This is a genomic window from Protofrankia sp. Cas4, from assembly GCF_963555915.1.
In the GTDB taxonomy this organism is placed as follows: Bacteria; Actinomycetota; Actinomycetes; order Frankiales; family Frankiaceae; genus Protofrankia.
In genome coordinates, this window is sequence record NZ_CAUVXL010000240.1 from 1 (window position 1) to 11,363 (window position 11,363).

At 68.7% G+C, this 11,363-nt stretch carries 11 protein-coding genes; 2 read left to right on the top strand and 9 right to left on the bottom strand.

Annotated elements, in window-relative coordinates:
* Positions 1-1,403 (bottom strand): NAD(P)H-hydrate dehydratase (locus tag U9979_RS21570; protein ID WP_322780778.1); only part of this gene is annotated, 1,403 nt, incomplete at its 3' end.
* Between the two features lie 272 nt (positions 1,404-1,675).
* Here U9979_RS21570 and U9979_RS21575 point away from each other — a divergent pair.
* Positions 1,676-2,215 carry a hypothetical protein gene (locus U9979_RS21575; protein ID WP_322747185.1) on the top strand — a complete coding sequence of 180 codons (540 nt, stop codon included), beginning with the start codon at positions 1,676-1,678 and terminating at the stop codon, positions 2,213-2,215.
* 104 nt (positions 2,216-2,319) lie between these two features.
* On the opposite strand, the gene glmS is transcribed toward U9979_RS21575, so the two are convergent.
* The 4 genes from glmS to rplM all read right to left on the bottom strand — a co-directional run bounded on the left by glmS (position 2,320) and on the right by rplM (position 6,577).
* A complete protein-coding gene (glmS, locus tag U9979_RS21580) occupies positions 2,320-4,203 on the bottom strand; it encodes a glutamine--fructose-6-phosphate transaminase (isomerizing) (protein WP_322780779.1) in 1,884 nt (627 codons plus the stop codon).
* A gap of 116 nt (positions 4,204-4,319) precedes the next feature.
* Entirely contained in the window at positions 4,320-5,666 is a 1,347-nt protein-coding gene (gene glmM, locus U9979_RS21585) for a phosphoglucosamine mutase (RefSeq protein ID WP_322780780.1), read from the bottom strand.
* 25 nt (positions 5,667-5,691) lie between these two features.
* Positions 5,692-6,099 carry a 30S ribosomal protein S9 gene (gene rpsI, locus U9979_RS21590; RefSeq protein ID WP_322747182.1) on the bottom strand — a complete coding sequence of 136 codons (408 nt, stop codon included), beginning with the start codon at positions 6,097-6,099 and terminating at the stop codon, positions 5,692-5,694.
* A gap of 34 nt (positions 6,100-6,133) precedes the next feature.
* Positions 6,134-6,577 carry a 50S ribosomal protein L13 gene (gene rplM, locus U9979_RS21595; protein WP_322747181.1) on the bottom strand — a complete coding sequence of 148 codons (444 nt, stop codon included), beginning with the start codon at positions 6,575-6,577 and terminating at the stop codon, positions 6,134-6,136.
* 546 nt (positions 6,578-7,123) lie between these two features.
* Here rplM and U9979_RS21600 point away from each other — a divergent pair.
* Entirely contained in the window at positions 7,124-7,969 is an 846-nt protein-coding gene (locus U9979_RS21600; RefSeq protein WP_322780781.1) for a hypothetical protein, read from the top strand.
* Positions 7,970-8,005: 36 nt separating this feature from the next.
* On the opposite strand, the gene truA is transcribed toward U9979_RS21600, so the two are convergent.
* The 4 genes from truA to U9979_RS21620 form a co-directional block, all read right to left on the bottom strand.
* Positions 8,006-8,836 (bottom strand): tRNA pseudouridine(38-40) synthase TruA, encoded by an 831-nt coding sequence (gene truA / locus U9979_RS21605; protein ID WP_322753602.1) that lies wholly within the window; start codon positions 8,834-8,836, stop codon positions 8,006-8,008.
* A gap of 328 nt (positions 8,837-9,164) precedes the next feature.
* Positions 9,165-9,818, bottom strand: coding sequence for a 50S ribosomal protein L17 (rplQ, locus tag U9979_RS21610; RefSeq protein ID WP_322780782.1), 654 nt, complete (start codon positions 9,816-9,818; stop codon positions 9,165-9,167).
* Positions 9,819-9,883: 65 nt separating this feature from the next.
* Entirely contained in the window at positions 9,884-10,933 is a 1,050-nt protein-coding gene (locus U9979_RS21615; protein WP_322747177.1) for a DNA-directed RNA polymerase subunit alpha, read from the bottom strand.
* A 120-nt stretch (positions 10,934-11,053) separates the two neighbouring features.
* On the bottom strand, positions 11,054-11,363 hold a 310-nt coding region (locus U9979_RS21620; RefSeq protein ID WP_322780783.1), incomplete at its 5' end, for a S4 domain-containing protein.

Sequence of the window (11,363 nt, forward strand, 5' to 3'; positions counted from 1 at the left end):
AGCCCACCGGCGAGCAGCGAGCCGCACAGGCCGGTCAGGACGTCACCGCTGCCCGCGGTCGCGAGCCACGGTGTGCCTGTGGTGTTCACCCGTGCCTGCCCGTCCGGATTGACGATCAACGTACGGGCGCCCTTGAGGAGCACAGTCGCCCCCAGTTCGGCTGCGGCGCGGCGTACCGCGCCCAATCTGTCCACGGTCAGTTCGTGGATGGTCGCCCCCGCGTCCCAGCGCAGCGCCCCGACAAGGCGGACGAACTCGCCCTCGTGCGGCGTGAGCAGAGTAGGCGCGGCCCTGGCCCGCAGCGCGGCAACGCCCCGGGCATCGCCGGCCAACGCGCCCAGCGCGCCCGCATCGAGCAGTACGGGCAGGTCACCTGCCAGCAGGGCAGCCACCACGCGGGCGGTCCCGGCGTCTGGTGGCAGGCCGGGACCAACCGCCCACGCCTGCACCCGACCGGCCGCGAGAACGGCGCCGGCGTCACCGGGGTCGATCTGGGTGACCACCGCCTCGGGGTGCGCACGACGCACGTGGTCGGCGGCCACCGATGTACTGACCACCCGCACGTAGCCCGCGGCCCCGCGCAGCGCCCCGCCGGTGGCGAGCACCGCGGCGCCGGGGTAGAGGTCACTGCCGGCGACCAGGCCCAGCACGCCCCGGGTGTACTTGGAATCCGCCGGACGAGGGCTCGGGCGCAGCCGGGCCACGTCGGCGTCATCAAGAGCGACCAGATCCGCGCAGGGAAGTACCAGCCCGATGTCGACGAGCTCGATGCGGCCCGCGTGGTCAGCCCCAGGAGCGATCAGCAGGCCGCGTTTGTAGGTTCCGAACGTCACGGTGCTGCTCGCGCGGATGGCTGGACCCACCACCGCGCCGGTGTCGGCGTCCACCCCGCTCGGGATGTCCACGGCGACGGTGCGCCCGACCGGGGCCAGCCCGGCCAACTGGGCGTAGGCCGCGCGCAGGCCGCCCTTCCCACCGATGCCGAGCATGCCGTCCAGGATCAGGTCAGCCGCGGCCACCAGGCCCGCGGCGGTGTCATCGCCGACCGGCGCGCCGGCGCGTACCGGCTGCTGGCCAACCGGGTCTGGACCGGGCAGGCGGTGCAGGCGTCCGCCCGCCGCGAGCAGGGCCGCCGTCCCGGCCGGATGCGTACGCCCGGGAGCGAGCGCATCCACCCGGGCGCCCCGGGCCGAAAGGAGCGCACCTGCCCACAGCGCGTCACCGCCGTTGTCACCGCTTCCGGCGAGAACGACTACCCGGGCGCCGTACACCCGACCGAGCCGGCGTGCCGCATGCGACAGCAGGCCGTGCACGGCCCGCTGCATCAGGGCGCCAGGTGGCAGGCTGGCCAGCAGGGACGCCTCGGCATCCCTGACCTGGATCACCAAATGGGCGGATCTCATAGCGGCCATGCTCTCCGTCGAAGCTGTCCGTCGCACCGTCAAACGCACCCTCGCGCGTCGGGGAACGGCTTCGGGCGGTCAACCCCGCCCGGCACGCCTCCGGCGATGCGACAAACAGCATCGCACCGCCTTCGGCCATACCAGCCCACCAGCACGCCTCCGGCGATGCGACAAACAGCATCGCACCGCCTTCGGCGGGTGGCAGACGTGAGCCACGGCCCGAGGTGCCAGGACCCTGCGCCCGCCGAGCGCAGGTCTCGTAGAATTGCCCGATGATCGTCAACCAGTCGGGGCCAAACGGACATGACGACATCGCCATCACCCCGTTGCACGCCGTTTTCGACGAGGACGAGTGCGCTCGCCTCGCGGGCCTGGGCGAGTTCACCCGCGGCGTCGCCCTCGCGTTGCAGGGACGAGTCGGTGACCTGCGGATCCGACCGAGCAGTGCGTCCGGCACCGTGGACGGTGACCAACCCACCCAGACCCAGCTGTCAGTGATCGATGGGACGCCGGGGTCGACCTGTACGTGTCCGACCGGTGCCGTCGAACAGTTCTGCGCGCACGCCGTCGCACTCGCCCTCGTGGCCACCGGGGCGATCGACCCCGGTGAGGACGACGACGACTTCGACAGCACCGACGACGGCTTCTACGACGCCGACGGCCAGCCGATCGACCTGCGGGACTTCCTCGAGAGCCTCGACGGACCAGGCCTGGTCGACCTGGTTGTCGACCTCGCGGCCGTCAACGACGTCCTGGCGATGGATCTGCGGGAGGCCGCGACCCGCTGGCGACGCCCGCACCCGACCGACTGACCCGACCGACTGACCCGACCGGCCGACCATGCCGGCCGACCATGCCGGCGGGCCGGCATCGACGCGCGCCGGGCGCCGATGCCACGGCCCTGTATTGCCAGGCGTCATTCCACGGTGACCGACTTGGCGAGGTTGCGCGGCTGGTCGACGTCGAGGCCGCGGGCGAGGGCCAGTTCGCACGCGAAGACCTGCAGCGGCAGCGTCGTCACCAGCGGCGCGAACAGGGTCGGTGTTTCCGGTACCCGGATCAGATGCTCCGCGTAGGGTACGACCACGGTGTCACCCTCCTCGGCGATCACAATGGTCCGCGCTCCGCGGGCACGCACCTCCTGGATGTTGGAAACGATCTTCCCATGCAGGTGTGAACGGCCCCGCGGGGACGGCACCACGATCACCACCGGCAGACCCGGCTCGATGAGCGCGATCGGCCCGTGCTTCAGCTCGCCTGCCGGAAAGCCCTCGGCGTGCATGTAGGCGAGCTCCTTGAGCTTGAGAGCGCCTTCCAGCGCCACCGGGTAACCGACATGGCGGCCGAGGAACAGCACCGCCTTGGCGTCGACCAGAGTGCGCGCAAGCGCCCTTATCGGCTCGACCGTGGCCAGGGTCTCGCGCACGAGCATCGGGGTGGTCTGCAGTTTCTCGACGTACCGCGCGACCTCGTCGCCGTAGAGGACACCGCGGGCCTGTGCGAGGTACAGGCCGACCAGCAGACACGCGGCGACCTGGCCGAGGAAGGTCTTGGTCGAAGCGACACCGACCTCCGGGCCACACCGGGTGTAGAGCACGGCATCGGACTCCCGTGGGATGGTCGACCCGTTCGTGTTACAGATCGCCAGCACCCTGGCCTTCTGCTCCCGTGCGTGCTTGACCGCCATCAGGGTGTCCAGCGTCTCGCCGCTCTGGCTGATGGCGATCACCAGGGTTGAACGGTCGAGGACCGGGTCGCGGTAGCGGAACTCCGAGGCCATCTCGACCTCGCACGGCAACCGCGTCCAGTGCTCGATCGCATACTTGGCGATCAGCCCGGCATGGTAAGCCGTGCCGCAGGCGACGATGAAGACCTTGTCGACGTCACGGAAGTCCTGGGTGGAAAGGCGCTCCTCGTCCAGAACAATCTCGCCGGCGTTCGACAGACGTCCACGCAGCGTGTCCGCGAGCGCCGTCGGCTGCTCGCTGATCTCCTTCAGCATGAAATAAGGAAAACCGCCCTTTTCCGCGGCGCTGGCATCCCAGTTCACATGGTATGGGCGGCCCTCGACAACGCCGCCGGCGAAGTCGATGATGGTAACCCCGTCGCGGCGGGCCTCGACCACCTGGTCCTGCCCGATCTCCAACGCGCTGCGGGTGTGCGCGATGAACGCCGCGACGTCGCTGGCCAGAAAGGTCTCACCCGCACCCAGGCCCACGACCAGCGGACTGTTGCGGCGCGCACCCACCACCACGTCTGGATGATCACGATGCACGACGACGAGTGTGAAGGCGCCATCCAATCGGCCGCAGACCCGCCGTAGCGCCTCGCTGAGCGGGCTCATACCCGCCGTTGCGTCACCGCCGGCAGCGGCCATCCCAGCGAGTTCGATCTCGAGAAGGTGTGCGACCACCTCGGTGTCGGTCTCGCTGGTCAGCTCATGCCCGCCGCTCTCCAGGCCGGCCCGCAGACTCGCGAAGTTCTCGATGATCCCATTGTGAATCACAGCGATGGCGCCCGTGCAGTCAGTGTGCGGATGTGCATTGACGTCCGTCGGACCGCCGTGCGTCGCCCAGCGGGTGTGGCCGATGCCGGTGGTCCCGGGTAGGCCGGTGTCCGCCTCGCCCAGCATTTTCTCCAGATTCGCCAGTTTGCCGGCCTTGCGCACAACACGTAGCCGGCCGTCAGCGACCACTGCAATGCCCGCCGAGTCGTAGCCTCGATACTCCAGGCGGCGCAGCCCCGCAAGAGCGACATCCAGCGCCGACTGTCCGCCGATGTACCCGATGATCCCACACATGCGGTCAGGGTACGCAACCGAGGAAGTGTGCGAGCGCTGCCACACCTGTTTGGGTGGATGCGTCGAATGGCAAGGGTCCGTTGCTGGGCGCTCTTAGGGTCCGTTGCCGGGCGCTCTTAGCCGAGGGCGCTCTGGACGATCGCGGACAGGCGTGCGGCCACCGCTTGCGCCTGGGCGGTGGTCGGCGCCTCCACCATGACCCGTACCAGGGGCTCGGTGCCTGACGGACGCAGCAGAACCCGACCTTCATCGCCCAGTTCAGCCTCGGCCGCCGCCACCGCCGCGGCCAACTCAGCTGAGGTGGCAACCTTCGACCGGTCGACGCCCCGGACGTTCACCAACACCTGCGGCAGCCGTGTCATGACCTTCGCCAGCTCCGCCAACGGGCGGTCGGTCTCGGCCATCCGGCCCAGCACCTGCAACGCCGTGAGCAACCCGTCCCCGGTCGTCGCGTGGCGAAGGAAGACGACATGACCGCTCTGCTCCCCACCGAGGGACAGTCCCCGCTCACGCATGACCTCAAGCACGTAACGGTCACCAACGGGGGTCGTGATCACCTCGATGCCGGCGTCCCGCATCGCATGATGCAGGCCGAGGTTCGACATCACCGTCACCACGAGGGTGTTGTCGGCAAGCTGGCCACGCTCACGCAGCGCAAGAGCGCACAGCGCGAGGATCTGGTCGCCGTCAACGACCTCACCATTGGCGTCGACGGCGATGCAACGGTCGGCGTCCCCATCGTGCGCCATGCCGGCGTCAGCGCCGTGTTGCACCACGGCGGCCCGCAGCGATTCCAGGTGGGTCGCGCCACAGGCGTCGTTGATCCGGGTCCCGTCCCCGTCGGAATGCAGGGCGATCACGTCGGCACCGGCCGTGCGCAACACTCGCGGCGCCAACAGGGACGCGGCACCCTGCGCACAGTCGACCACGACCCGAAGCCCGGTCAGCGGGACGGGCACGGTCGCCAGCAGGAAGTCCGTGTAGCTCTCCACGAGACCACCGTCGTCACGGACCCGCCCGATTGCCGCGCCGGTGGGACGGGTCGACGCGGGACCCGTGAGACGTTCGGCGATCTCGTCCTCGATCTCGTCCGGGAGCTTGCGCCCGCCAGCCGCGAACAACTTGATGCCGTTGTCCGGCATCGGGTTGTGGCTCGCCGAGAGCATCACGCCAAGGGCCGCGTTCGAGCTGATCACCGCATGAGCCACCGCCGGTGTGGGCACGACACCGATCCGCAGGACGTCCGCGCCGGCCGACGCGAGACCGGCGACGACCGCGGCCTCCAGGAATTCCCCGGACGGCCGGGTGTCACGGCCTACCACTACGGCCGGGCGCCCACTGCCAGCAACGCGGTGCTCGGTGAGCACCCCCACAGCCGCCGCCGACAACGCCAATGCCAGTTCGGCGGTGAGATCGACATTGGCGACCCCGCGCACGCCATCGGTACCGAAGAGCCTCGCCACTTCGAGATCCCGCGAGGTCAGCGCGTCAGCGCTTGCTGTACTGAGGTGCCTTCCGAGCCTTCTTCAGGCCGTACTTCTTACGCTCCTTGACCCGGGGATCACGAGTCAGGAAGCCCGCCTTCTTCAGTATCGGACGGGATTCCTCCTCGGCAACGGTCAGCGCCCGCGCAAGGGCAAGGCGAAGTGCGCCGGCCTGGCCGGAGACGCCGCCACCGTGCAGGCGTGCAGCCACATCGTAGGACTCGGCGCGGTCCAACGCCTTGAGCGGCTCGTTGACAAGCTGCTGGTGAACCTTGTTGGGGAAGTACTCCTCCAGGGAACGCCCGTTGAGCGTCCATTTGCCGTTGCCCGGCAGCAGGCGTACCCGGACAACAGCCTCCTTGCGCCGACCGGTGGCACGAGGGTTGCCCTGGGCGTCGGTCACGACAGCCACGTCGTCTGTCCTTCCTGGTCAGATGGTCCGCGGCTTACTGCGCGACCTGGATGATTTCGAATGGATGGGGCTGCTGAGCCTGGTGGGGATGGATTGGCCCCGCGTAGACCTTGAGCTTGGTGCCCTGTGCCCTACCCAGCTTGCTCTTCGGCAGCATGCCCTTGATCGCCTTCTCGACGATGACCTGGGGCCGCGTGTCGAGCAGTGTCCCATAAGAGGTGCTGCGCAGACCGCCAGGGTAGCCGGAGTGTCGGTGATACTGGGCCTGCTCGCGCTTGTTACCACTCAGGGCGACCTTGCCCGCGTTCACGACGATGACGAAGTCACCGGTGTCGATGTGCGGCGCGAATGTCGGCTTGTGCTTGCCTCGCAGCAGTTGAGCGGCCTGGCTGGCCAGCCTGCCGAGCACCACGTCCGTGGCATCGATGACATGCCAGGCTTGCTGGATGTCCGTGGGCTTGGGCTGGTACGTGCGCACAGGTCTGCCTTTTCTTGTCAGCGGATGCGTTCGATTGTGCCGTCGGGCCGCTCACGCCGCTTGACGCCTGGATCTCGCAACCCGTCATGAGCGTTAGGTCCTCCGAGGCCGCCGATGACGCGAAAAGACCGCTGATCGCATCGCCTTTGGCCGGCTAGTCCTTGAGGTTACCAGGCGGACGACGCAGCCGGCCGGCGAGGTCTGCGAACTGATCGGCAGCCGATGAAGATCCACCGAGCACGCCGTAGTCTGCGGCAGGTGGATGAGAAACCGCCAGAGCGTTCACCCGGCGTTTCGGGGGACGCCCTCGAACATCCCGGCGATCTGTGGGCCCCGCCCGCCGACGACCCGCTGTTCGGCCCGCTGCGTGGATTGCCGTCCTCGATCCGCAGGCCGGTATGGACCCCCGACGCCGGCAGCTCCGTCCCGGATCCGGTCATGCCGGATCCGGCAGTCCCCGGGCCGGCAGTCCCCGGGCCGGCAGTCCCCGGGCCGGCAGCAACCGGACCGGCACCAACCGGACCGACAGCAACCGGACCGACAGCAATGGACTCAGCGCCCCCGGCCACATCGGCTGCGGCAACCGACGGCGCGTTGGTGCCTATCCAGGATCTGGACGCGCAGGATCTGGACGCGCAGGATGATGCGCGCCGCCCGCCGGCCCCCGTTCGTCCCGTGACCCGGGGTTACATCGCTAGGTTGATCACAGTGGCGGGCATTGTGGCTGCCCTGGTGATCGCCTCTGTCGCCATCGTCGCCAAGCATGACAGCCGCAGCAGCCGGCGGGCCTCGCCGCCGATGGCAACGGCAGGCCCGGGGCTGGTCGGCCCCGGTTTCATCGAAAGCGCGCGGACGGATTCCGACCCGGTCACAGCCAGCGAGTTCTTCGCCGCCGACCGTGCCACTCTCGATCTTCGTTCCTACCGGCGGCTCGCATCCACGCTGGAGGTCGGGTGCCCGGGTCTCACCGGTGAACTCGCTACCGCGCTGCCCGGCGACCGGTGCCGGCAGCTCGTCCACGCGGTGTATCTGAGTGAATCGGAGACGTCCGGACGCCGGGTGCTGGCAGCGGTGTCCGTTCTCGTTCTCGACGACGCGACTACCGCTGCGAAGGCGGCAAGCGTGATCGCTGCCGGCCAGGGTGGCGTACCGGCCGTGGCGGTGCCGGCGGATGCTCTGCCCGGCGCGGTGGTCACGAATCCGACCGGCGACAACTCGTGGCGGAATGCGCGGGTCAGCGGCCATTACCTGATCGTGCTGCAGCTCGCCTACACCGACGGTAGCCAGGGAGCAGCTGCTGACCCCGCGTTGAGCACCGCCAGCCACGATCTCGCGCTACTTGCCACCGAGCCGATCTTTCGACGCGGCCTCACCGGCCACGGGCCGCACTGACGATCGTCGCGTACTCTTTGGCCTAAGAGTGCCCGGCTAGCCGGACGAGGTCGTGGGGACCCGGACTGCCCGGGTCACCGCCGCGCGAGCGGCGAGATCGGTGTCAGGGGGGTAGCGGACCTCGACGAGGGTCAGGCCATGCGGCGCAACCACGGTCACCGCCGGGTCGCGAACACCTCGCACGAGGACCCGCGCGGCCCACTCCCGGGGACGGCGGCCCTCCCCCACGGCGAGCAGCGCCCCCACCAATGCCCTGACCATCGAGTGGCAGAAGGCGTCCGCCTCCACGTCGGCGGCCACCACGCCGTCGTGCACCCGTGCCACGTCAAGGCGCAGCAGCGTCCGCACGGTGGTCGCACCCTCCCTACGCCGGCAGAAGGCGCTGAAGTCGTGCTCACCCAGCAGCGTGATGGCCGCGTGCCGCATCCGCTCGGCGTCCAGTGGGCGCGGCCAGGCCAACGTGTCGTGGCGGCGTAGCGGGTCGACCCCGTACGGCGCGTCCCCGATCCGGTAGACGTAGCGCCGCGATAACGCCGAGAAGCGGGCGTCGAACCCCGGCGGGGCCGGCGCGAGGCCCGTGATCCGCACGGAACGCTCCAGCACGCCGTTGAGTCGGCGAGCGAGCCCGCCGAGCGGGACGTCATCAGGAATGTCAACGTGGGCCACCTGGCCACGCGCATGGACACCGGCATCGGTCCGGCCGGCAACCGTGAGCCGGACGGCGGGCAACCGCGCGACCCGCATCAGAGCGTCTTCGACATCACCCTGCACGGTCCGCCGTCCGGGCTGGCGTGCCCAGCCGGCGAACAGCGTCCCGTCGTAGGCCAGGTCGAGGCGCAGGCGCTGCAGCCCGTCTGAGGCGTTCACGGCATCCTGACGATTCCGGTCGGACAGTTCTGAATCACACCGTTGATCACATTGTCCTGCCGGATGCGAAGTGGCGGGAAAGACATCGGGGATCACCAGGATCATGGTGTGACGCGAAACACGAAGCCCACCATCCTCCAGCGGATGGTGGGCTCGCGCGAGCTGGGGTTCCTGAGCAGATCGCCAGGGCCTGTCCGGTGAATACCAGTCGATACCGCCGATAATCAACCGAACAGGCCTCAGGGAGCCGACGGACACACGATCATGATTCTGATTCTGTGCACGCGCGCCCGGCCCCGCGACCTCGCGTACCTGTTGCCGGGCGCTTCTACTGCGCCGTGGGGGCGCCGGTCCCGTCATCGGCGGCCGTGGCAGCCACATCGGTCGTAGCCGCCACATCGGTCGTAGCCGCCACATCAGCCACATCGGTCGCATCAGCCGGTGCCTGCTCGGCGTCGGCTACACCCGCAGCGGCCTCCGCCTCCGCCGCCACCGCGGCCGCGGTCGGCGACTCCTTCGCGAGATCCGCAGCGGCTTCCGCTGTCGCACCGGTCGGCCGCCGCCGGGAGATGAAGCGACTGCCGCGCGCCCGCTCGGCCTCGCCCACTGCCTCCTGCGCGACCGTCATAGCCTCGACGAGCTCGATGCGCGCCAGCGGGGCGTTGTCACCCTTGCGGGGCCCGAGCTTCACGATGCGGGTGTAACCGCCGTCGCGGTCGGCATAGCGCGGGCCGATCTCGGTGAACAGAACGTGCACGACGGACTTGTCCCGGACCACCCGCAGCACGCGGCGCCGCGAATCCAGATCGCCGCGCTTGGCAAAGGTCACCAGCCGCTCGGCGTACGGGCGCAGGCGCTTGGCCTTGGTCTCCGTCGTGGTGATACCGCCGTGCTCGAACAGCGCGGTGGCGAGGTTGGCCAGCATCAGCCGCTCATGTGCGGGACTGCCGCCGAGCCGGGGGCCCTTGGAAGGCGTGGGCATGACAGTGCTCCTCGTTCCTTTCGCTGTCCGTCAGCGTGTTACGGGCGCCACAGGTGCCGTTGTGTCTAGTACTGCTCGGTCTCGACGAACTCCGCACCATCGTCGGTCGGATCGCTGAACGGAGCGTGGTAGGTGTCGGTACCGTAGGTGTCCACTGCCTGTCGCGGGTCGAATCCCGGCGGGGAATCCTTGAGCTGCAGACCCATCCCAGCAAGCTTTGTCTTGACTTCGTCGATCGACTTCTGGCCGAAGTTGCGGATGTCGAGCAGGTCCGCCTCGCTGCGGGACACCAGCTCACCGATCGTGTGAATGCCCTCGCGCTTGAGGCAGTTGTAGGAGCGGACGGTCAGATCCATCTCCTCGATCGGCAGCGCCAGATCCGCGGCAAGGGCGGCGTCCGCCGCGGAAGGACCGATGTCGACACCCTCCGCCTCGGCGTTCAGCTCCTGCGCGAGACCGAACAGACCGACGAGCGTCTTGCCAGCGCTGGCCATCGCATCCCGCGGCGAGATCGACTGCTTGGTCTCGACATCCACGATCAGTCGGTCGAAGTCGGTCCGCTGCTCGACACGGGTCGCCTCGACCTTATAGGTGACCTTGAGAACCGGAGAATAGATCGAGTCGACCGGGATCCGGCCGATCTCCTGGCCCGCCTGCTTGTTCTGGGTGGCGCTGACATAGCCACGCCCCCGCTCGACGGTCAGCTCGATCTCGAGCTTGCCCTTTTCGTTGAGGGTCGCCAGCACCAGGTCCAGGCTGTGTACCTCGACGCCGGCCGGCGGCGCGATGTCTGCCGCCGTGACCACGCCCGGGCCCTGCTTGCGCAGGTACATCACGGTGGGGTCGTCGTTCTCGGAACTCACGACCAGTTCCTTCAGGTTCAGGATCAGGTCGGTAACGTCCTCTTTGACCCCTGGAACCGTGGAGAACTCGTGCAGTACCCCGTCGATGCGGATGCTGGTCACCGCCGCACCGGGAATCGAGGACAGCAGAGTACGGCGAAGGGAGTTACCGAGGGTGTAACCGAACCCGGGCTCAAGCGGTTCGATGACGAACCGCGAGCGGAACTCGGAGATCGGTTCCTCGGCCAGCGTCGGGCGCTGTGCGATGAGCATCGTTACATCCTTCCAAACACGGCGACCGCCATATGACGCCGTGACTTCGGCTCCGGACGGAGCCCATGGGCGGGGTCTCCGTCCACCCCACCCATGTCGAACGAAAAGTTGAAGTCTACGCTACTTGGAGTACAGCTCGACGATCAGCTGCTCCTGGACCTGCGTGTCGATCACCTGACGGGCCGGCAGCGAGTGCACCAACACCCGCAGCTGGGTCGGGATGACCTCCAGCCAGGCCGGAACAGTGCGCTGGCCCGCCGTCTCGCGCGCGATGATGAAGGGGGTCAGCTCACGTGCCTTGGGCGCGATCTCGACGATGTCGTTCTCGCTGACCCGGTAGCTCGGGATGTCGACCTTCCTACCGTTGACCACGACGTGCCCGTGCCGCACAGCCTGGCGGGCAGCGTCACGCGACGGTGCGAAGCCAGCC